The sequence below is a fragment of the Stenotrophomonas sp. 99219_Sma genome (assembly GCF_056480785.1).
On the sequence record NZ_CM151117.1, the window covers coordinates 4,497,319 to 4,518,538 of the forward strand.

18 protein-coding genes are annotated in these 21,220 nt (G+C 67.5%); 6 read left to right on the forward strand and 12 right to left on the reverse strand.

Features of this window, described 5'->3' with window-relative positions; all coding sequences use genetic code 11:
- Window positions 1-10: 10 nt before the first annotated feature.
- The 5 genes from uvrD to rpmB all read right to left on the reverse strand — a co-directional run bounded on the left by uvrD (window position 11) and on the right by rpmB (window position 5,734).
- A complete protein-coding gene (gene uvrD / locus ACZK13_RS20530; protein ID WP_253143653.1) occupies window positions 11-2,203 on the reverse strand; it encodes a DNA helicase II in 2,193 nt (730 codons plus the stop codon).
- 9 nt (window positions 2,204-2,212) lie between these two features.
- A complete protein-coding gene (locus ACZK13_RS20535; RefSeq protein ID WP_253143652.1) occupies window positions 2,213-3,634 on the reverse strand; it encodes an FAD/NAD(P)-binding protein in 1,422 nt (473 codons plus the stop codon).
- Between the two features lie 45 nt (window positions 3,635-3,679).
- Window positions 3,680-5,098: a cardiolipin synthase gene (gene cls / locus ACZK13_RS20540; RefSeq protein ID WP_253143694.1), complete on the reverse strand. Its 1,419-nt coding sequence runs from the start codon at window positions 5,096-5,098 to the stop codon at window positions 3,680-3,682.
- A 221-nt stretch (window positions 5,099-5,319) separates the two neighbouring features.
- The gene (rpmG, locus tag ACZK13_RS20545) at window positions 5,320-5,487 is read right to left on the reverse strand and encodes a 50S ribosomal protein L33 (protein ID WP_170272460.1); all 168 of its coding nucleotides are present in this window, start codon (window positions 5,485-5,487) and stop codon (window positions 5,320-5,322) included.
- Between the two features lie 10 nt (window positions 5,488-5,497).
- Window positions 5,498-5,734 (reverse strand): 50S ribosomal protein L28, encoded by a 237-nt coding sequence (gene rpmB / locus ACZK13_RS20550; protein WP_005411638.1) that lies wholly within the window; start codon window positions 5,732-5,734, stop codon window positions 5,498-5,500.
- A 278-nt stretch (window positions 5,735-6,012) separates the two neighbouring features.
- Here rpmB and ACZK13_RS20555 point away from each other — a divergent pair, with 278 nt between their 5' ends.
- Complete coding sequence (locus ACZK13_RS20555; protein ID WP_253143651.1) at window positions 6,013-7,227, forward strand: glycosyltransferase; 1,215 nt, start codon at window positions 6,013-6,015, stop codon at window positions 7,225-7,227.
- Between the two features lie 13 nt (window positions 7,228-7,240).
- Here the strand turns inward: ACZK13_RS20555 and dnaQ are convergent, their stop codons facing one another.
- Both dnaQ and ACZK13_RS20565 read right to left on the reverse strand, forming a co-directional pair.
- Complete coding sequence (gene dnaQ, locus ACZK13_RS20560; protein ID WP_049462269.1) at window positions 7,241-7,750, reverse strand: DNA polymerase III subunit epsilon; 510 nt, start codon at window positions 7,748-7,750, stop codon at window positions 7,241-7,243.
- A 55-nt stretch (window positions 7,751-7,805) separates the two neighbouring features.
- Window positions 7,806-8,699 (reverse strand): LysR family transcriptional regulator, encoded by an 894-nt coding sequence (locus ACZK13_RS20565; protein WP_125893323.1) that lies wholly within the window; start codon window positions 8,697-8,699, stop codon window positions 7,806-7,808.
- Window positions 8,700-8,806: 107 nt separating this feature from the next.
- Between ACZK13_RS20565 and ACZK13_RS20570 the strand changes: the two genes are divergently transcribed.
- From ACZK13_RS20570 to ACZK13_RS20590, 5 genes are all read left to right on the forward strand, one after another.
- The gene (locus ACZK13_RS20570) at window positions 8,807-9,196 is read left to right on the forward strand and encodes a RidA family protein (protein WP_125893321.1); all 390 of its coding nucleotides are present in this window, start codon (window positions 8,807-8,809) and stop codon (window positions 9,194-9,196) included.
- 771 nt (window positions 9,197-9,967) lie between these two features.
- Entirely contained in the window at window positions 9,968-10,303 is a 336-nt protein-coding gene (locus ACZK13_RS20575; RefSeq protein ID WP_006402574.1) for a hypothetical protein, read from the forward strand.
- Between the two features lie 56 nt (window positions 10,304-10,359).
- Window positions 10,360-11,613, forward strand: coding sequence for a TolC family protein (locus tag ACZK13_RS20580; protein ID WP_125893319.1), 1,254 nt, complete (start codon window positions 10,360-10,362; stop codon window positions 11,611-11,613).
- Window positions 11,610-12,815 carry an efflux RND transporter periplasmic adaptor subunit gene (locus tag ACZK13_RS20585; protein WP_125893317.1) on the forward strand — a complete coding sequence of 402 codons (1,206 nt, stop codon included), beginning with the start codon at window positions 11,610-11,612 and terminating at the stop codon, window positions 12,813-12,815. The genes ACZK13_RS20580 and ACZK13_RS20585 overlap by 4 nt, the downstream gene beginning before the upstream one ends.
- 10 nt (window positions 12,816-12,825) lie before the next feature.
- Complete coding sequence (locus ACZK13_RS20590) at window positions 12,826-16,035, forward strand: efflux RND transporter permease subunit (RefSeq protein ID WP_125893315.1); 3,210 nt, start codon at window positions 12,826-12,828, stop codon at window positions 16,033-16,035.
- 133 nt (window positions 16,036-16,168) lie between these two features.
- Here ACZK13_RS20590 and ACZK13_RS20595 read toward each other — a convergent pair whose 3' ends face one another.
- The 5 genes from ACZK13_RS20595 to ACZK13_RS20615 form a co-directional block, all read right to left on the reverse strand.
- Window positions 16,169-17,941 (reverse strand): DUF885 domain-containing protein, encoded by a 1,773-nt coding sequence (locus tag ACZK13_RS20595; protein ID WP_125893313.1) that lies wholly within the window; start codon window positions 17,939-17,941, stop codon window positions 16,169-16,171.
- A 258-nt stretch (window positions 17,942-18,199) separates the two neighbouring features.
- Entirely contained in the window at window positions 18,200-18,547 is a 348-nt protein-coding gene (locus tag ACZK13_RS20600; RefSeq protein WP_005414908.1) for a lipid-A-disaccharide synthase N-terminal domain-containing protein, read from the reverse strand.
- Window positions 18,547-19,269 (reverse strand): glycosyltransferase family 2 protein, encoded by a 723-nt coding sequence (locus ACZK13_RS20605; RefSeq protein ID WP_005420380.1) that lies wholly within the window; start codon window positions 19,267-19,269, stop codon window positions 18,547-18,549. The genes ACZK13_RS20600 and ACZK13_RS20605 overlap by 1 nt, the downstream gene beginning before the upstream one ends.
- 89 nt (window positions 19,270-19,358) lie before the next feature.
- On the reverse strand, window positions 19,359-20,324 hold the full coding sequence (locus ACZK13_RS20610) for an NAD-dependent epimerase/dehydratase family protein (RefSeq protein ID WP_121504109.1): 966 nt from the start codon (window positions 20,322-20,324) through the stop codon (window positions 19,359-19,361).
- A gap of 46 nt (window positions 20,325-20,370) precedes the next feature.
- The gene (locus ACZK13_RS20615; protein ID WP_071229452.1) at window positions 20,371-21,111 is read right to left on the reverse strand and encodes a suppressor of fused domain protein; all 741 of its coding nucleotides are present in this window, start codon (window positions 21,109-21,111) and stop codon (window positions 20,371-20,373) included.
- Between the last annotated feature and the right edge of the window lie 109 nt (window positions 21,112-21,220).

Consider the following 21,220-nt stretch of genomic DNA (forward strand, 5'->3'; position numbering starts at 1 on the left):
CCGACGGTGATCAGATCACCGTCAGGTTGGCATACGCCATCACCAGCCACTTGCTGCCGGCGTCGGCGAACTCGACCTGCACGCGGGCGTGGGCGCCGCTGCCTTCGTAGTCGGTCACCATGCCTTCGCCGAACTTGGGATGGGTGACCAGCGCGCCGAGCTTGACTGGCGGCGCCTCGATCGAGGCATGACCCATCACCCGGCTGGCGCCCATCGAGGCCGGCCGCGAGACCTGCACCTTCGGGCGCACTTCGTGCAGCAGCTCGCGCGGAATCTCGCGCAGGAAGCGCGACGGCAGGCTGTAGTTGTCCTGGCCATGGATGCGGCGCGATTCGGCGTAGCTCAGCACCAGTTTCTGGCGTGCGCGGGTGATGCCCACGTAGGCCAGGCGGCGCTCTTCTTCCAGCCGCCCGCTTTCCTCCAGCGAACGTGCGCTGGGGAACAAGCCTTCTTCCAGGCCGGCCAGGAACACCAGCGGGAATTCCAGGCCCTTGGCCGAGTGCAGGGTCATCAGCTGCACGCCGTCCTCGCCCGCCTGCGCTTGGCCCTCGCCAGCCTCCAGCGCGGCATAGGCCAGGAATGCGACCAGCTCGTCCATGTCCTCGCCCACTTCCTCGATGTCATCGGCACGGCGCACGAAGCGAGAGGCCACCGAGACCAGTTCGTCGAGGTTGTCGGTGCGCGATTCCGAGTCCAGCGCGTTGCGGCTTTCCTTGCTCCAGTGCTCGCGCAGCTGCGAGCGGGCCAGCACGTGGTCCACGCGCTCGGCCAGGGTCATGTGCAGGGTCTGCCCCTGCAGCTCGTTGACCAGCACCAGGAAGCCGGCCAGCGCATTGCGCGCACGTGCGGCCAGTGCGCTGCCCTGGGTGACCAGCATGGTCGCTTCCCACAGCGAGATGCCCTGCGCGCGCGCCTCGCGGCGCACTTCGTCCAGCGTGCGGTCGCCGATGCCACGCGTCGGCGTGTTGACCGCGCGCTCGAAGGCGGCGTCATCGTTGCGGTTGGACAGCAGGCGCAGGTAGGCCAGCGCATCCTTGATTTCGGCACGCTCGAAGAAGCGCATGCCGCCGTACACGCGGTACGGCACCTGTTCGCTCAGCAGGGCCTCTTCCAGCGCGCGCGACTGCGCGTTGCTGCGGTAGAGCACGGCCACTTCGGTATAGCTGCCACCGTCTCGCACCCACTGGCGCGCGCGCTCGACGATGTAGCGCGCCTCGTCCATCTCGTTGTACGCCGCGTACAAGTCGATCGGCTCGCCGTCGCCGCTGTCGGTCCACAGCTGCTTGCCGATGCGGTCGGGGTTGTGCGCGATCACCGCGTTGGCGGCACCGAGGATGTTGGCCGTGGAGCGGTAGTTCTGTTCCAGGCGGATGGTCTGCGCGCCCGGGAAATCGCGCAGGAAGCCCTGCACGTTCTCGACCTTGGCACCGCGCCAGCCGTAGATGGCCTGGTCATCGTCACCGACCACGAACACGTGGCCGGAATCGCCGGCCAGCACGCGCACGAAGGCGTACTGGATGGCATTGGTGTCCTGGAACTCGTCCACCAGGATCTCGCGGAAGCGCGCGCGGTAGTGCGACAGCAACGCCGGGTTGTCGCGCAGCAGCTCATGCGCGCGCAGCAGCAGCTCGGCGAAGTCGACCAGGCCGGCGCGGTCGCAACGCGCCTGGTACTCGATGTAGGCCTGGCGCATGGTTTCCAGCCACGCGTCGTGCGGTTCGGGCTGGATGTGCTGCGGGCGGCGGCCTTCGTCCTTCTGCGCGTTGATCCACCACGCGATCTGTTTGGCCGGGTACTTGCCGTCATCCAGTTCCAGCGCCTGCACCACGCGCTTGACCAGCCGCAGCTGGTCGTCCGAATCCATCACCTGGAAGCCTTCCGGCAGCTTCGCGTCCTGCCAGTGCAGGCGCAGCAGGCGGTTGGCCAGGCCGTGGAAGGTGCCGATCCACATGCCGCGGCTGCCGTTGGGCAGCTGTGCGTCGATGCGGTGGCGCATTTCGCCGGCCGCCTTGTTGGTGAAGGTCACCGCGAAAATGCCGTGGGTCGGCACGCCATCGACTTCATGCAGCCAGGCGATGCGGTGGGTGAGTACGCGGGTCTTGCCGGAACCGGCACCGGCCAGCACCAGGTGGTGGCCGGGGGGAGCGGAGACGGCTTCGCGCTGGGCCGGGTTCAGGCCATCAAGCAGGTGGGAGACATCCATGCCCCCATTTTACGGCATCGCCGTCGCGGCTCCTGCGACCACCTGGGTTGCCAGTGCCTGCGCCTGCTGACGCAGTTCAGGCACCGCCAGGCTTTCCCACAGGCTGCCGATGCGCAGGCTGCCGAGTACGCCCAGCCGTGCCTGCGGCTGGCCACCGGCGGCACACAGGCGATCGCCCGGCACCGTGCTGTCCAGGCCCAGCCCGTGCGGGCCGGGGCGCGCCAGCCCATCAGCCTGCAGCTGCTGCAGCAACGGATTACGCAGTGCGCTGGCGCGGGTTTCCACGCCGGTGGCGTTGATCACGCCGCCAATCGTCCACTGCTGCTCGTTGCCAGTGGCATCGCGGCCGGACAGCCGCAGTGCATCGCCGTCGCGCCAGACACGTTGCAGGCGGGACCGGTGGATACGCAGCTGGCCGCTATCCTGCAGGGACTGCAGCTGCTCATCGACCTCTTCGGCGATGCGGTGGCGATGCACGTCCCAATAGCGCACCACATGGCGCAGGAAGCGACGCTGGTCCGCCTCATCGAGGCTGCACCACAGCGCCTGCCCGTGCGGACGGATGCGGTCCATCACGCCCTGCCACGGCAGGCCGTCGGCCTGTGACTGGCGTGCGAACCCGCGCAACGCGCGCAGGCGCTGGCGCAGGTTCATCGGCAGCAGCGTGGCCGGATCGAACGTGGGCAGGCCACCATGCGCGTGCGGCAACGGCAGCAGGCCATGGCGCGAGATCACGTGCAGCGGTCCGGTGTGGCCGGCGGCGACCAGCGCCAGCACGGTGTCGGCCATGCTCAGGCCGGAGCCGACAATGGCTACAGCCTGTTCGCCGGCCAGGGTGCGTACGCCGTCGTAGTCCCAGGCCTCGATCACATCGTCGGCAGGCAGCGCATCGGCACCGGCCACCGGCAGCGGGCGCATGCTGTTGCCGGTGGCGAGCACCGCCTGCGCGGCGTGCAGCGTGTGGCCATCGCCGAGCGTCAGCTGGTAGCCGTGGTCATCCGGCTGCAGGCCCAGTACCGGCTGCGCGATCACCTGCAGCTGCGCCGGGCTGGCTGCGGCAGCGTCCTGCAGGCGCTGCTGCAGGTAGGCCGCGAAGTAGTGGCGGCACACGTAACGCTCGCCCAGCACCTCGCGCGCCTCGCCCGGGTAGGCGTTGGCGGCCATCAGGTAGTCGAGGAAATCGCCGGGCTGGTCGGCAAACGCACTCATCTTCGCCGCCGGCACGTTCAGCAGATGCTCCGGCCACGGCGTGGCATAGGCGATGCCCTGCGCCAGCTGCGAGGCGGGTTCGAAAATGGCCAGCGCCAGCGGCGCCTTGGCCTGGCGCAGTACCTGGATCGCCACCAGCACCCCGGCCGCACCACCACCGATGATTGCCAGGTCCAGTTCGCCATTACGCGGTGAATCAGTCATGTGCCGATTGTAGGCCATCGGCGATGACAGGCCGGATTGCCGAAGCGGGCGGCCGGCATTGCCTTACATCAACGCATCGGCCAGCCGTGCGATGCCTTCGCGGCTGCGCCGCCACGTGGGGCGACTGCGCCACTGCTGCAGATCCAGCTGCCGCGATTCGCGCAGGTAGCCATCCTCGATCTCGCACAACTGCCTCACCAGCGCGTGGTCGTAGCAGATCAGGCCGATCTCGGCGTTCAGCGCGAACGATCGGATATCCATGTTGATCGAGCCGAGCACGGCGATGTCCTCGTCCACGCTCATGTGCTTGGCGTGCAGGAACTGCGGTTCGTACAGCGCGATGCGCACGCCACAGCGCAGCAGCTCGTCGTAGTACGCCTCCTGCGCCCACGAGGTCAGCCGCTGGTTGTTGCTGGCGGAGAGGATCAGCTGCACCTGCACACCGGACAACGCGGCAATGCGCAGCGCGCTCAACGTGGCCTCGTCGGGCACGAAGTACGGCGTGACCATCACCAGCCGCCGCCGCGCCAGATGGATCAGCGCGGCCACCGCATCGCGTGCGTTGCTGTACGGATAGGCCGGGCCGCTGGGCAGCAGCTGGGTGGCGATGTCGTCGCTGCACTCGGGCACGTCGGCGATCACGTCCAGGCGCTGGCCGGTTTCCATGTACCAGTCGCTGGCGAACACCGCCTCCAGATGCGCCACCGCCGGGCCACGCACGCGCGCCACCAGCTCGCGGTTCGGGTGGCCGGGCACGAACTGAGGGCCCGCCAGGTTCTGCGAACCGACATACGCCACTTCGTTGTCGATCACCGCGATCTTGCGGTGGTTGCGCAGGTCCATGCGCCCGCTGCGGCGCCAGCGCAGGCCACCGGGCAGCATCGCGCGCACTTCGATGTCGCGCGCCTGCAGGCGCTTGCGATAGGCGCGCAGGCCGCGCTTGGCGCCCACCGCGTCGAGCAGCACGCGGCATTGCACGCCACGCGCCGCTGCTCGCTGCAGTGCCTCGACCACCGCCTCGCCCACCGCGTCATCGAACATCAGGTAGTACAGCAGGTGCACACGGTCTTCAGCCTGGTCGATGTCGGCGATCAGCGTGTGCAGCGATTCGTCGTAGTCGGTCAACAGGTCCACCGCGTTGCCGTGCACCGGCATGAAGTCGCCCTGGCGCTGCACCAGCGGCACGATCTCGGCGCAGGCGGTGTCTGGCTGCGGGGTCCAGCGCAGGCGATGCTGCAGCGCCTGTTCCTCGCGGATGACCTGCGAGGCCTCGGCCTGGCGGCGGATGCGCTCGCGCGACAGCCACGGGTGGCCGAACAGCAGGTACAGCGGCAGGCCCAGCAGCGGCACGAAGCCGACCAGCAGCAGCCAGCTGCGCGCCGCCCCCGGCGTGGTGCGGGTGGGGATCCAGCACAGCGCGACCAGCCGGATCAGCCAGTCGATCAGCAGCAGGTAGGAACCCAGCAACCACTCGAACAGCATCGCGTCGCCCGTCGGGAGGTGATGGGCCATTCTGCCCAGCGGGGTGTGTAGAGTCGAGCCGCGCTCGACTGCTTTGAAGCCGTGTGCCAACCAAGGTTGGCACCTACCGGGGGTGGAGGGAATGTGCCGACCAACGGTCGGCACCCACTCTCTGGATGCCAGGCATGAAAAAACCCGCCACAAGGGCGGGTTTCTTCGCGGGGATCAGCAATCCTTGCGGATTACTTGATCTTGCCTTCCTTGTACGGGACGTGCTTGCGCACGACCGGATCGTACTTGGAGAATTCCATCTTCCCCGGGGTGTTCTTCTTGTTCTTGTCGGTCGTGTAGAAGTGACCGGTACCAGCGGTCGAAATCATACGGACCTTATCGCGCTTGCCTGCCATGATCGTCTACTCCTCAGACCTTTTCGCCGCGCGCACGCAGCTCAGCCAGAACGGAATCGATGCCGTTCTTGTCGATGGTGCGCAGTGCATGCGCGGAAACACGAAGCTTCACCCAGCGGTTTTCGCTGGCAACCCAGAAGCGGCGCTCGTGCAGATTCGGCAGGAAACGACGACGGGTCTTGTTGTTGGCGTGCGAGACGTTGTTACCCGTCTGCACTCGCTTGCCGGAAACCTGGCATACGCGGGACATTGCGCACCTCGATAGTAAGTTGTGTCAGCCCGTAGCCCGGGAGACGGCGGCCTCGATGGTTGCCCACCACACGTCAAGAGAATCAAGGGGTTACGCTGGCGTTGGGCGGCCGGGGACGTGCTCCCGGGGGCGCCGCCCGGTAGAAAACCGGACACAGCGAGCCGCGCATTATGCACGGGTTCAAGCACTTGCGCAAGTTACCCACAGGCCGGGACTGAACCGGGAGGGCCGGGAGCCCACCAACCGGCATACTGGCCCGGTTCACTGCGGAGCTTTCCATGCGGCTGCTGGCCCTGACCTACGGAACCGAAGGCGATACGCGTCCGCTGGCCATGCTCTGCCATGGGCTGATTGGCGCAGGCCACGAGGTGACACTGCTGGCCGATGGCGGCACGCTGGGCAGCGCGCAGGCGCTGAATGTGCCCCATGCGTCCCTGGAAGGTGACATCCATGACGAAGTGGTCGCGCTGGTCTCGCGTGACAACGGTGTTGCCGCCGCCAGTAGCGGACTGGCACGGATGGCGCTGCAGCATGTCACTGGCTGGATGCGGCAGGCGGACGCGGCGGCCGAGGGTTGCGACGCGATTCTGACGGGTGGGCTGGCGGCCTTTGTCGGCATGAGTGTGGGCGAACGCCGGGGTCTGCCGGTGATCGGGACCGGCATGATTCCACTGACCCCGACGCGTGCCTTCCGCTCCCCGTTCCTGCCGCCGGGACGCTCGCCGGGCTGGTTGAACCGGGCCAGCTATGGGCTGGTCAACGGCCTGATCTGGCGCCAGTTCCGCCAGCCGATCAACGAGGCCCGCAAGCAGCTGGGGCAATCGCCGCGCCGCTCGCTGTGGTCCGGCCTGCCGATGCTCTATGGCATCTCGCCGCAGCTGCTGCCGCCACCGACGGACTGGCCGGCCGACCACATCGTCTGTGGCCAATGGCGGTTTCCTGATGCGCCCTGGACGCCGCCGGCCGATCTGCAGGCCTTCCTCGACGCCGGACCGCCGCCGGTCTATCTGGGCTTCGGCAGCATGACCGGCTTTGATCGCGAACGCGTGTTGCCGGCCCTGCTGCAGGCGTTGGCACCGCGCCGTGTCCTGCTGTTTCCCGGCTGGGTGGGACTGCCTGCGATGCGCTTGCCCGATTCTGTCTTCGTCCTGGGCCCGACCCCACACGAAGCGCTGTTCCCGCGTTGCGCATTCGCCATCCACCACGGTGGCAGCGGCACCACGCATTCGGCCTGCCGCGCCGGCATTCCTTCACTGGTGATGCCGTTCGCCGCAGATCAGTTCTTCTGGGCCGATCGCCTGTATCGGTTGGGCGTAGCACCGGCACCGTTGTCACCGAAGCGACTGGATGCAGCAGCGCTGGCAGCAGCCATCACCTTCGCTGCAACCGAAGCAACACGCGCACGCGCGGCGGCCTTGGGCGTGGCGATGAGCAGTGAGGACGGGGTGGCATGTGGCGTGGCAATGATCGAGCGCTGGTTGCGGCCGATGTAACGGCGACCAGGCCTCAGCGCAGATGCGGAATCACCTGGGCCAGTAGATGGGCATCCTTCAACGCGCCGTGCAGGCCGCGCTGGCTGGGAATGCGCAGGCGCTGCAGCACATCATCCAGCTTGTTGCCCTGACCCGGCCAGCGCCCGCGCGCCAGCTTCAAGCTGCAGGTAATGCGGCAATGCTGGGCCAGCGTGCCGGGGATGCCAGCCAGGCGCAGCTCGTTGTCCAGGAAACCCACGTCGAAGGTGGCGTTGTGCGCGACCATCTCGCTGCCACGCAGGAACTCCAGCAGCTCGGCGGCCTTGCTGGAGAACAGTGGCTTGCCCACCAGCATCGCGTCGCTGATGCCGTGCACGCGCTGCGCGCCCCAGTCCACCTTGCGCTGCGGCTGCAGGTAGGTGTGGAACTGGCGGCCGGTGAGCTGGCCATCGATCAGTTCGACGGCACCGATTTCGATCACCCGGTGCCCCAGGCGGTGGGAGATGCCGGTGGTTTCGGTATCCAGTGCGACGATGCGGCTCATCAGGGTGTGCGTTCTCCAGTACGTGCAGCCGGATTTTCGCACGCGACCGATGCACTCACCCCAACGCTTCCACCACCCAATCAATGAACACCCGCAGCCGCTGGCTCATGTGCCGGTTCGGCGGGAACATCACATGCATCGGCATGGGCGGCAGCTGCCAGTCCTGCAGCACCGGCAGCAGCTCGCCGCGCGCCAGATGCGGCTCGGCCATGTAGCTGGGCAGCGCGACCACGCCCAGCCCCGCCAACGCAGCGGCCAGATAGGCGTTGCCGTCGTCGAAGCCGACCGTGTAGCGGCCCTGCACCTCGACGCGCTCATCGCCGCGATGGGCGCGGAACACGCGGGCGCGGCCACTGCGCGGGCTGAGGAAACCGACCATGTGGTGATCGGGCCCTTCCAGCGCGCGCGGGTCGGTCGGCACGCCGAAGCGCTGCACATAGCCGGGGCTGGCATGGAAGCCGATCGGCAGCGCAGCAAGCGGCCGCGCCACCAGCGCCGGGTCGGCTGGAGTGCCACCACGGATCACGCAATCGACGTTGTCGGCGATGACGTCCACCTCGCGGTCACTCACGCCGATGTCCAGCTGGATCTCCGGGTAGCGCGCCTGGAAATCCGGCAGCGCCGGCACCAGCCGCAGCCGCGCGTAGGGTCCGGGCACGTCCACCCGCAGGCGCCCGCGCGGCTGGGTGGCCGCATCGCCCAGCCCGCCCTCCACCTCTTCCAGCTCGGCCAGCAGGCGGGCGATGCGCGGGTAATAGGCCGCGCCATCGGCGGTGACGCTGACCCGGCGCGTGGTGCGGTTGAGCAACCGCAGCCGCAGGTGCGCCTCCAGCTGCTGCACCAGCTGGGTGACCGTGGTGCGGCTGACCTGCAGGGTGTGCGCAGCGCGGGTAAAGCTGCCGGTCTCCACCACTCGGGCAAAGGCCCGCATCGCCTCGAAACGGTCCATGGCAGGTCATGATTGTTTGGAATTAGCAATCAATCTAGGCCGATCATCGCGGTTTATCCAGACAGCGCTGGCGCGGAGGATGGCGTTCTCTCCCACGGGATCTTCCCATGTCACAGCGTGATGTCGTTTTCCCCGCCTGCCGCCAGACCCTGTACGAGCGCAACCGCTACTCGCCAGCGATCCGATCCAACGGCTTCCTGTTCGTTTCCGGCCAGGTCGGCAGCCGCGAGGACGGCTCACCCGAGCCGGATTTCGAAGCCCAGGTGCGCCGCGCCTTCGAGAATCTCAACGCGGTGCTGGCTGCCGCCGGCTGCAGCTTCGATGACGTGGTCGACGTGACCGTGTTCCTGGTCGACCCCGAGAAGAACTTCGAGAAGGCCTGGGCGATCGTGCCCGAGTACTGGGGCGAGGCGCCGCACCCGACCCTGACCGGCATCGGCGTGACCTGGCTGTACGGATTCCAGTTCGAGATCAAGGTGATCGCGAAGCTGCCGTGATACGGGTAGTGCCGGCCGCTGGCCGGCAATGTGTCGGAGGTCGAAAAGCGTGTCGACCAAGGTCGACACCTACCAGGGCAGTCGGCGTGACCTGGCTGTATGGTTCCAGTTCGAGATCAAGTTGATCGCGAAGCTGCCTGCAGACCGGTAGTGCCGGCCGCTGGCCGGCAACGTGTCGGGGGCCGAAAAGCGTGTCGACCAAGGTCGACACCTACCAGGGCAGTCGGCGTGACCTGGCTGTACGGGTTCCAGTTCGAGATCAAGGTGATCGCGAAGCTGCCTGCAGACCGGTAGTGCCGGCCGCTGGCCGGCAACAACGTGTCGGGTTCGAAAAGCGTGTCGACCAAGGTCGACACCTACCAGGGCAGTCAGCGTGACCTGGCTGTATGGGTTCCAGTTCGAGATCAAGGTGATCGCGAAGCTGCCTGCAGACCGGTAATGCCGGCCGCTGGCCGGCAATGTGTCGGGGGTCGAAAAGCGTGTCGACCAAGGTCGACACCTACCAGGGCAGTCGGCGTGACCTGGCTGTATGGTTCCAGTTCGAGATCAAGTTGATCGCGAAGCTGCCTGCAGACCGGTAGTGCCGGCCGCTGGCCGGCAATGTGTCGGAGGTCGAAAAGCGTGTCGACCAAGGTCGACACCCACCAGGGCAGGAGGTCGGCACCTGCCAGAGCTGGCGTGCCCGGCCCACCTGAACGGGAGGTTCCGACGAATTCCCGAGGTGGCCATTGATATTGTATCCGGCGAAAACCGCTTGCTAGCCTCCCCTCCATGCGCCGGATCACCCGCCAACTGCGTACGTACCTGATGATGCTGCTGATGGCGGCATTCGTGGTCGTGCCGGTGGCCGACGCACTGGTGTGTGCGGTGGAACCGCATGCCAGCAGCGCCCATGTCGAATCCCTCGCGGACGACGCAGGCGGTGACAGCGACAGCAAGCACACGGGTGCCTGCACGCATAACCACTGCCACCACTCCACGCTGAGCCTGCCGGCGAACGATTTCGCCGCTTTCGGTACGCCGCTGCCGGCGCGCTGGATGAATGCCGGCGACGTGGCGACCTATGCGGTCGCCCAGGATGAATTGACGCGTCCCCCCCGGGCGTGAGTTGAGCGCGTCCCGCAATCGCGGGCTCCCGTTTCACTCACAACCGGAATCCCCCTATGTCGATCCTGACACCTCGGTCGCCGCGCGCGGCCGGGCTGGTCGTCGCCGTGTTGCTGGGCCTGGCCCCGGCGGCATCGGTGATGGCGCAAGCCGCCCCCTCCTACGACACCCTGCTTGAACGCCTGGACCAGCTGCCCGGTACCCGTGTGGGTACGGCACTGGCCGAGGCCGCCGATGCGCGTGCCGACCAGGCCCGTGCGTTGCCCAATCCTTCCCTCTCCTACTCCGCCGAAAACGCCTGGGGCACCGGCTCCTATGGCGGCATGGGCAAGGCCGATACCGTGCTCACCTTGTCCCAGCCGCTGGAGGTCTGGGGCCAGCGTGGCGCGCGTGTCCGTGCCGCCCGCGCCGAGGCACAGGCGGCCAACCTGCGTGGCGCCCAAAGCCGCAGCGATGTGGCCAGCCAGTTGGCGGTGGTCTATGCACAGGCGGAAAGTGCACTGCGCCGCTACAGCCTGGCCGAAGAGGCACTGACCCTCACCCGCGACGACGCCAACGCCGTCAACGCGATGGTCAAGCAGGGCCGCGAGCCGCAGCTGCGTGCGGTGCAGGCGCAGAGCGAAGTGGCCAACGCCAGCGCTGCGCTGGATGAGGCACAGGCCTTCCGCGACGCCGCGCTGGCCCGCCTGGCCGGTGCCGCGCTGCTGGATGCGCCGGTGCATTCGATTGACGACAGCCTGCTCGACCGGGCCCCGCCGCTGCCGCGTGGCGCCACCGACGTGGCACTGGCGGTGCGCATCGCCGAAGCCGAAGCCGATGCGGCCGGCAAGCTGGTCGACGTGGAGCGCAAGCGCGCCCTGCCCGACCTCAGTGTCACCGCCGCACAGACCCGCTTCCGCGAAGGCGGCGAGCGTGCCTACAACCTCGGGGTCAGCCTCAGCATCCCGCTGTTCGACCGCAACCGCGGGGGCATCCGCGCCGCCAATGCCGACCAGCGCGCGGCCGAGGCCCGCCTGGACCAGCAGCGCCGCGACAGCGAGGCGGCACGTCTCTCCGCCGTAGCCGGACTGAAAGCCGCCGGAAGCCGGACCCGCGCCGCCGATGAAAGCGTGGTCGCCGCCGAAGAGGCGTATCGCCTGGCCCGCGTCGGCTTCGACGCCGGACGTATCTCGCAGCTGGAACTGCGCAGCACGCGCAGCGCCCTCATCGCCGCCCGCGGCACCGCCGTGGATGCGCGCCTGTCGCGCGTCGGCGCGGAAATCGATCTTGCCCGCCTTGAGGGGCGCGCACCTTTTGTGGAGGCCAAATGACTCTCTCCCGTACTTTCCCGCTGATCGGCGGCGTGCTGCTGACCATGCTGCTGGCCGGCTGCGCTGGCAACGCACAGACGCCTGCCAATGAAGACCCCGCTGCGGCCAAGGCCGGCACCGACGATGGCCACGGCCATGCCGCCGACAGCAAGGAGGCCAAGGCGGAAACCGCCAAAGCCCCCGCCGACGCCGATGAAGGCGTGGTGCAGCTGACCCAGGAACAGATCAAGGCCTCCGGTATCGAAGTGGTCGCGATCAGTCGCGGTGGCGGTGGCTCGACCCGGCTGTCCGGCAGGGTCGAGCCCACCGTGGGCGCCCGCGCTTCGGTTGCCTCCACGGTGACCGGCCGCGTCGAGCGCGTGCTGGTCGCGCCGGGCACGGCGGTGAAGCAGAACCAGGCACTGGCCATCGTGGTCAGTGGCGAGGCCGCGGTGTTCCGCGCCAATGCGCTGGCCGCCTCGGCCGAAGCAGAAGCCGCGCGCCTGGCCTATGGCCGCGACAAGGCGCTGGTCGACCAGGGCGTAGTCGCCCGCCAGGAGCTGGAAACCTCGCGCGCGCGTTCGCTGGCGGCACAGGCCCAGGCGGCCGCCGCGCAGGCCCAGGCCGCCGCCAACGGTTCGCCGGACAGCAGCGGTCGCGTGCGCATCACCAGCCCGGTAGCCGGCATCGTCGGCAACGTGCAGGTCACCCCGGGTGGCGTGGTCGCCGCCGGCAGCGCGGTGGCCGACGTCGCCGACCCGACGATGAACGAGCTGGTGTTCACCGCACCGCCGGCGCTGGCCGCGCAGGTCACGCCGGGCATGAAGCTGGAAGTGAGCGTGCCGGGTGGCAGCTTCACCGCCACCGTCACCGGGTCGGCCGCCGATGTCCGCCAGCAGGGCGGCGTCGCGGTGATCCGTGCCACGCCGGTGGATGCCGCGCTGCCGCCCGCCGGTTCGCCGGTATCGGCGGTGGTCGTCACCGAAGGCCAGGATGGCTCGCTCAGCGTGCCCGCCGATGCGGTGCAGAACGTCGATGGCAGCAGTGCGGTGTTCGTCGCCGTCGAAGGCGGCTTCAAGGCGCAGCCGGTGCTGGCTGGCCGTCGTGCTGGTGACCGTATCGAGATCCTCGGTGGGCTGACCGGCAACGAGCGCATCGTCGGTGCCAACGCCTTCCTGCTCAAGGCCGAACTGGCCAAGGGCGAAGCCGAGCACGGCCACTGAGGAGGCGACCATGTTCAAGCTGATCATTGAAACAGCGGTGCGCCACCGCTGGCTGGTGGTGTTCATGGCGGCGCTGATCGCTGCCGTGGGCCTGTTCCAGCTGGGCAAGCTGCCGATCGACGCGGTGCCGGACATCACCAACCGCCAGGTGCAGATCAACACGGTGGCACCGGCACTGACCCCGGAGCAGATCGAGCGGCAGGTGACCTATCCGCTGGAAACCGCGCTGGCCGGCATTCCCGGCCTGACCACCACGCGTTCGCTGTCGCGCAATGGCTTCTCGCAGGTCACCGCGATCTTCACCGATGCGACCGACATCTACTTCGCCCGCCAGCAGGTGGCCGAACGCATGCGCGAGGCATCGGAAGACCTGCCCGATGGCGCGTCGCCGATGCTGTCGCCGGTCACCACCGGCCTCGGCGAGGTGCTGATGTGGACGGTGGACTTCACGGCGTTCGATCCGGCCAAGCTGGCCAAGCCCGGTGAAGCGGGTTGGCAGGCCGGCGAGGTCTACCGCACGCCAGAAGGCAACCTGCTTCGCACGCCGGAAGAACGTGCCACCTACCTGCGCACCGTGCAGGACTGGATCATCGCGCCGCAGATGCGTTCCAGCCCGGGGCTGGCCGGCGTCGATACGGTCGGCGGCTACGTCAAGGAATACGGCGTGCATCCGGACAGTGCCAAGCTGGCCGCGCACGGCCTCGGCCTGGCCGACCTGGTCACTGCCCTGCAGCGTTCCAACGTACAGGCCGGTGCCGGTTTCGTGCAGCGTGCCGGCGAGGGCCTGGTGGTACGTGCTGACGGCCTGGCGCTGACCACCGACGATCTCGCACAGGCCCCGGTAGCCACCCGCAATGGCGTGGTGGTACGCGTGGCCGATGTGGCCGACGTCGACCTGAGCCGCGCACCGCGCCTGGGTGCGGCCAGCCGCAACGGCCATGAAGCCGTGCTGGGTACCGCGCTGATGATCGCCGGCGGCAACAGCCGCACCGTGGCGCAGGCAGCTGCGGCGCGCCTGGAACAGGTGAACAAATCGCTGCCGGCCGACATCGTGGCGGCACCGGTGCTGGACCGCAGCGTGCTGGTCAATTCCACCATCAAGACCGTGGCCAAGAACCTCACCGAGGGCGCGTTGCTGGTGGTGGTGGTGCTGTTCCTGCTGCTGGGCAACCTGCGTGCGGCAACGATCACCGCGCTGGTCATTCCGCTGTCGTTCCTCTTCGCAGTGATCGGCATGAACCGCTTCGGCATCAGCGGCAACCTGATGAGCCTGGGTGCGCTGGACTTCGGCATCCTGGTGGACGGTGCGGTGATCGTGGTCGAGTCGACCCTGCTGATGCTGGGCCAGCGCCGCGCCGAACTGGGCCGTGCGTTGACCGCGATGGAACGCCTGCGCGTGGCCGCCGATTCGGCGCGCAAAATGGCACGCCCGGCGGCCTTCGGGCAGCTGATCATCCTGCTGGTGTTCGCGCCGATCCTTACCCTGGAAGGCGTGGAGGGCAAGACGTTCCACCCGATGGCGGCCACGTTCATGCTGGCCCTGATCGGTGCCTTCATCTTCTCCTTCACCTTCGTGCCGGCGATGGCCGCACTGCTGGTACGCGAGCCGAAGGTGAAGGACGGCGATGCACATGCTGACGATGGCGAGCACGAAACCAAGCTGATCCGCGTGCTGCGTGCGCGCATCGAACCAGTGGTGCGCAAAGCCGTGGCGCATCCGCGCACGGTGCTGGCCGGTGCGGTGATGATGGTGGTGGTGGGTATCGGTTCGTTCTCGCTGCTGGGCCGCGAGTTCATGCCGACGCTGGACGAAGGCAACGTGGCGATGCAGGCCCTGCGCGTGCCGTCGACCTCACTGGAGCAGTCGCTGGCGATGCAGCTGGCACTGGAAAAGGCGATTGCCAAACAGCCGGAAGTGGAAACCGTGTTCTCGCGCACCGGTACCGCAGAGGCGGCGATCGACCCGATGCCGACCAACATCTCCGACAGCGTGATCGTGCTCAAGCCACGCAAGGACTGGCCGGATCCGAAACTGGGCAAGGATGCACTGGTAGCACGCTTCGAAAAGCTGGCCGGGCAGCAGCTGGGCAACAGCTTCGAATTCAGCCAGCCGATCGAGCTGCGCTTCAACGAGCTGATTTCCGGCGTGCGTACCGACCTGGCGGTGATGATCTTCGGCGATGACTTCAGCCAGCTGCAGAAGGTGGCCGACCAGGTGGCGTTGAAGCTGCGTGCGGTGAACGGTGCGGCCGACGTGCGGGTGGAACAGATCTCCGGCCTGCCCACGCTCAATGTGGCCATCGACCACGTGGCGGCGGCGCAGTACGGCCTGACTGCCGCGGACGTGAGTGACGCGCTGTCCACCGGCATCGGTGGTACCGCCGCCGGCAAGATCTTCGAAGGTGATCGCCGCTTCAACGTGGTGGTGCGCCTGGACGATGCCTCGCGCAATGATCCGGACCAGCTGGCCTCGTTGCCGATCGCCACGCCTGCAGGCCTGGTGATTCCGCTGTCGTCGGTCGCGCGCATCACGGTCAGCGAAGGGCCCAACCAAATCAGCCGCAACAACGGCAGCCGCCGCGTGGTGGTGCAGGCCAACGTGCGTGGCCGCGACCTGGGCGGCTTCGTCGGCGAAGCGCAGGCAGCGGTGGCCGACGTGGCACTGCCGCCGGGTGCGTATCTGACCTGGGGCGGCCAGTTCGAGAACCTGCAGCGTGCCGAGAAGCGGCTGGCGACGGTGGTGCCGGTGGTGTTCCTGCTGATCGGCAGCCTGCTGTTCATGGCGCTGCGCAGCGGCAAGGAAGCCATTCTGGTGTTCAGCTGCGTGCCGTTGGCGCTGGTCGGCGGCATTCTCGCGCTGCTGCTGCGTGGCATGCCGTTTTCGGTGTCGGCGGCGGTTGGTTTCATCGCCGTGTCCGGCGTGGCCACCTTGAACGGCCTGGTGCTGATGCAGGCGATCCGCGAGCGCCTGGATGCCGGTGACCTGCCGCTGCAGGCGGCGATCAACGGCGCCTCCAGCCGCATCCGCGCGGTGCTGACCACGGCGCTGGTGGCGATCGTCGGCTTCATTCCGATGGCGATCGCCAGCGGTTCCGGTGCGGAAGTGCAGAAGCCGCTGGCGACAGTGGTGATCGGTGGCCTGATCACCGCCACCGTGCTGACCCTGCTGGTGCTGCCGACCTTTGCAGCGCGGGTGGCCAAGCCAAGGGCGGTGGGCTGAAAGACCACGGGGTCGGATCCTGCGATCCGACCCCGTTTTCCAATCAGGGGTAGTGCCGGCCGCTGGCCGGCAATGTCGAACAATTGCGGTGCATGCGGGTTGCCGGCCAGCGGCCGGCACTACCTTGGAACGGTCAGGCCTTCTTTCGTTCGGCGATGTACGCCTGGATCTGCTGTTCCAGCACCGGCAGAGGCACCGAGCCCTGCTTGAGCAGGGTGTCGTGGAAGCCCTTGATGTCGAACTTGTCGCCCAGCTCCTTCTCGGCCTGCGCACGCAGGCGCACGATGGCGATCTCCCCCAGCTTGTAGCTCAGGGCCTGGCCCGGCCAGGAAATGTAGCGGTCCACTTCGGTGGTCACTTCATGCTCGCTCAGCGCGGTGTGGTCACGCAGGTAGGCCAAGGCCTGCTCGCGGCTCCAGCCCTTGCTGTGCACACCGGTGTCGATCACCAGGCGCGTGGCGCGCCACATTTCGTAGGTCAGGCGGCCGAAGTCCTCATACGGGGTTTCGTAGATGCCCATTTCCACGCCCAGCTTCTCGCAGTACAGCGCCCAGCCTTCGCCGTAGGCGGAGATGTAGGCGTTGCGGCGGAACTCGGGCAGGTTCTTCTGCTCGGCGGCAATGGCACCCTGCAGCGCGTGGCCCGGATCGGATTCATGCAGGGTCAGCGCCGGCAGGTTGTACAGCGGGCGCGACGGCAGGTTGTAGGTGTTGAGCCAGTAGGTGCCCATGCCACCGCGGCCGGCGGTCCAGAACGGCGCGATGTCCGGCGGCACCGGCACGATGGTGAAGCGCGCGCGCGGCAGCGTCATGTACTTGCCGAGCTGACCGTCGGCCCGCTTGGAGATCCATGCGGCGCGCGACAGCAGCTCTTCCGGCGTCTTCGCATAGAACTGCGGATCGGTGCGCAGGAAGGTCAGGAACTCGGCGAAGCTGCCCTTGAACTTCACCTGCTTGATGATGTCGTTCATTTCCTTCTGGATGCGTGCGACTTCATCCAGACCGATGCGGTGGATCTCGTCCGGCGACAGGTCCAGCGTGGTGTATTCGTGGATCTGCTGCTTGTAGTACGCCTTGCCGCCCGGCATCGCTTCGGCGGCCAGCGTGGTACGCGCCTGCGGCACGTACTCGCTGACGAAGAAGGTGCGCAGCTGCTGGAACGCCGGCACTACCTTGCCACTGATCGCTTCCCGCGCCTGCGCCTGCAGCCTGGCCTGTTCGGCGGCCGGGATGCTGTTGGGCAGCTTCTTGAACGGCGCGTACAGCGGCGACTCAGTGGGATCCATCAGCTCGGCGACGGTGGCGATGGACACTTCGCGGCCATCGAGCACCGCGCGCGGCACGCTGAAACCTCGCTTCAGGCCGGCGCGCATGTTTTCGGTCTGCTGGCCGAAGTAACGCGGTACATCGTTCAGGCGTGCGATGTAGCTCTGGTAGTCCTGCACGGTCTTCATCTCGCGCCGGGCCATGAAGGACAGGTTGGACCAGAACGAGGAGTCGGCGTTGAACGGCATCTCGTAGCCACGCAGGCGCACTTCTTCGGCCAGGTTGAACACCTGATCGCGGTAGATCGCGTAGTTGATCTGGTTGTCGGGCGACAGGGTCTTCGGGTCGATCTTCTTCAGCGCAGCGAGGGTTTCATCCCATACCTTCAGGCGCGCCTGCTGCGCGGCCGGGCCGACGTCGGGCATGCGGGTGGCGTTGGCTGGCGCGTCCTCGTCCTCGCTGGCCTCGCCGCCGCCCTCCTGGCGCCACTTCCATTCCTTCTCGTACAGCGCGCGGAAGGCGGCATCGGCGGGCGATTCGGTAGCCACGCTGGCCGGCGCGGCGGCGGCGGGCGGTGCGGCCAGGGCTACGGCGGGGGTGGACAGGGCGATCAGCAGGGCAACGGCAAGACGGGTTTTCACGAGCACAGGTTCCCGGGAAGGCAGACCCCGATGATGGCACCGCCCACGGCCCGTGGCATGGGACGAAGGTCCTGCCTGCGCAGCAGGCCGGGGCCCCCGTAGCGGCCAACCTTGGTTGGCGCCCCAAACCCAGCGCCGACCAAGGTCGGCATCTACCGTAGCGTGGCAGACCGGGGCTCCGGTAGCGGCCAACCTTGGTTGGCCCCCAAACCCAGCGCCGACCAAGGTCGGCAGCTACCGGATGAGGCCCCGAAGACCTTAGTGGCTGGCCTTGTCCCGCTTCCAGCCCCGGTGCTTGATGTCCAGCTGCAGGCTGTACAGCGCGGTGAATGCCGGGAACAGGTTCTGCAGCACGCCTACCGAGTCCTGCTTGGCCGAGAACAGGAAGTAGCTCAGCGTCATCAGGCTGCCGACCACGCTCATGTACCAGAACAGGCGTGGGATCACCGGCTTGCCCGCACGCTTGGAGGCGATGAACTGGACCAGCCAGCGGCCCCCGAACATCAGCGCGCCGGTATAGCCGATCAGCTTCCAGCCGGTCACATGCAGGCCGGTCCAGTACAACCAGGTCAGCGGCTGGTCGAGCCAGTGCAGCTCCAGATCCATCAACGCTCCTCCACCGCGGTGCGCTTGCTGCGGGTGATCAGCCAGGCCACGCCACGCAGGTCACGGATGCCAACCAGGGCGCGGCCGAGGTTGTTGTACTTGGAGACACCGGCGGTACGGTGGCGGTGGTTGACCGGCACGCTGGTGGTCTTCCAGCCGGCGCGCTGCATCAGCGCCGGCAGGTAGCGGTGCATGTGGTCGAAATACGGCAGGTCGAGGAACGCGCTGCGCTCGAACAGCTTGATGCCGCAGCCGGTATCGGGCGTATCGTCGCGCAGCATGCGTGCACGGATGGCATTGGCCCACTTGCTGGCCCAGCGCTTGCTGCCGCTGTCCTGGCGGTTGACGCGCCAGCCGGCGAACAGCTTCACCTGCGCCTCGGCGGCATCGCGCGCCGCCAGCAGCTTGGGAATGTCGGCCGGATCATTCTGCCCGTCGCCATCCAGGGTCGCGATCCACGGCGCACGTGCGTGCTTGACGCCGGTGCGCACGGCGGTGCTCTGCCCGCTCTGGTTCACATGGTGCAGCACCCGCAGTTCCGGGGTGGTCGCCTTCAGGCCCTGCAGCACCGCCAGGGTGTCATCGCGCGAGTGGTCGTCGATGTAGACGATCTCGAACGGAAGCCGCCCACGCAGTGCGGCGGTGATTTCGGCAACCAGCGGGGCGACATTGTCGCGTTCGTTGAACACCGGGACGACAACGGAAAGCTCGGGTTGGCTCATAAGGCACTCGGCCAAAGGGGGACAAAGACCGCGCATTCTCCGAAGCCGAGGTTATCCGAAGATGAATCCGGCTGTGTGAGGATCCCTCCTCAGGCGCGGTCGCCAAAATACTCGCGGCACCACTGCACGACGGGGGGCAACCCTGCTTCGATCGGGGTCACCGCGTCGAAGCCGAATGCGTCATGGGCGCGCCGGGTATCGGCCATCGTGCGCACCATGTCGCCCGGCTGCATCGGCTTGTAGACCTTCTGCGCGGGGCGACCGGCGGCCTGCTCGATCACGCTGATGAAGCGCTCCAGCTCGACCGGCGTATGGTTGCCGAGGTTGAACACCCGGTGCGGTACCGGACCATCGGCCGGATGCGCGAGCGCGCCGAGAATACCGGACACGATGTCGGAGACATGTGTGAAGTCGCGCTGCATGCGGCCTTCGTTGAACACGTCGATCGGCCGCCCGGCCAGCACCGCGCGCGAGAACAGCAACGGTGCCATGTCCGGCCGGCCCCACGGGCCATACACGGTGAAGAAGCGCAGGCCGGTGGCATGCAGGCCGTACAGCTGCGCGTAGGTGTAGGCCATCAGCTCGTTGGCCGCCTTGGTGGCCGCATACAGCGAGCGCGGCTGGTCCACGCGCTGGTCCTCGGAGAACGGCGGCGTGGCCGAATCACCGTAGACCGAGCTGCTCGACGCATACACCAAGTGCTGCACGCCACGGTGGCGGCACAGCTCGAGCATGTTGACGAAGCCGATCAGATTGCTGTCGACGTAGGCCTGCGGATTTTCCAGCGAATAGCGCACTCCGGCCTGTGCGGCCAGGTGGATCACCGCAGTCGGCTTCACCTCGTCGAACAGCGCCGCCAGGCCTTCGCGATCGGTCAGGTCGAGCGTGCGCAGGTCCAGCGCCGGGCACAGCGCGGCCACGCGGTCGCGCTTGATCTGCGGGTCGTAGTAGTCGTTGAAGTTGTCCAGGCCGACCACCGGCTGGCCCGCCTCCAGCAGCGCGCGGGCGGTGTAGGCACCGATGAAGCCGGCAGCGCCGGTAAGCAGGATGGTCATGGCAGGGGCCCGGAAGCAGAAATTCAGGCCCCTGATGTTACCGGTCTCAGAACAAACCGAAACGCTTCTTCGCCACGTTGACGCGGCCCGGCTCGATCACATCGTTGATCTGCTTCGCATCGAAGCGGTCGAGCAGGGCGTCGGCGCCCTTCTTCAGCTTCAGGTCCATCTCTTCCGGATACAGCGGAACCAGGCTCATGAAGCTGATGGTCCTGCCATCCTCCAGCTCCAGCGTGGCGAAGTCCTCCGGAGCAGTCACCGGCATCAGCACGATGGCACCGTCGAAGCCTGCTCCGGGCGCATAAGGCTCGCTGGGATGGCCGTTGGGAATGGTGTGGCCGAAGCCCAGCCAGGTGTCGTACTCATGCGGCAACCGCGCCATGCCCTTCAGCAGGCGCACCGGCCAGTAATTGCGCTCGTCCTCGAAGGCGTCCTGGGACATCGGCCAGTCGGCCGGCAGGGTCACCATCAGCTCCATGTAGCGCGGCACGTCCGCGTCCACGTCGGCGGGCACGGTCATCGGCAGGTCGCTCATGCCGGAGGTGACCAGGCGCAGGTACGGGCAGTGGTCATTGGCCGGCACCACGTGCACATCAATGTGCACCAGGTCGGAAATGAGTTCGTGCAGGACCGTGGCGATCGGTCCGAGATGGCGCTCGATATGGCCGCTGATCGCTTCGATGTGCTGCTCTTCGCCGATGGCGAGCACAAAGTCCTTTTCGCGCCGGTGCCTCAGTATCTGGGTACCGTCCGGGCTGACGTCCTCGTACTCGTATTCGTTGCTCATGTCCTGCTCCCTGGATGAGGCCACGGGCCGGAAGGCAGTACATCCCACGGCGCGCGCGGCGGTACGTTCCCTGTCATTCGCGGGACACGGCAGGAACAGGCCGCATCCC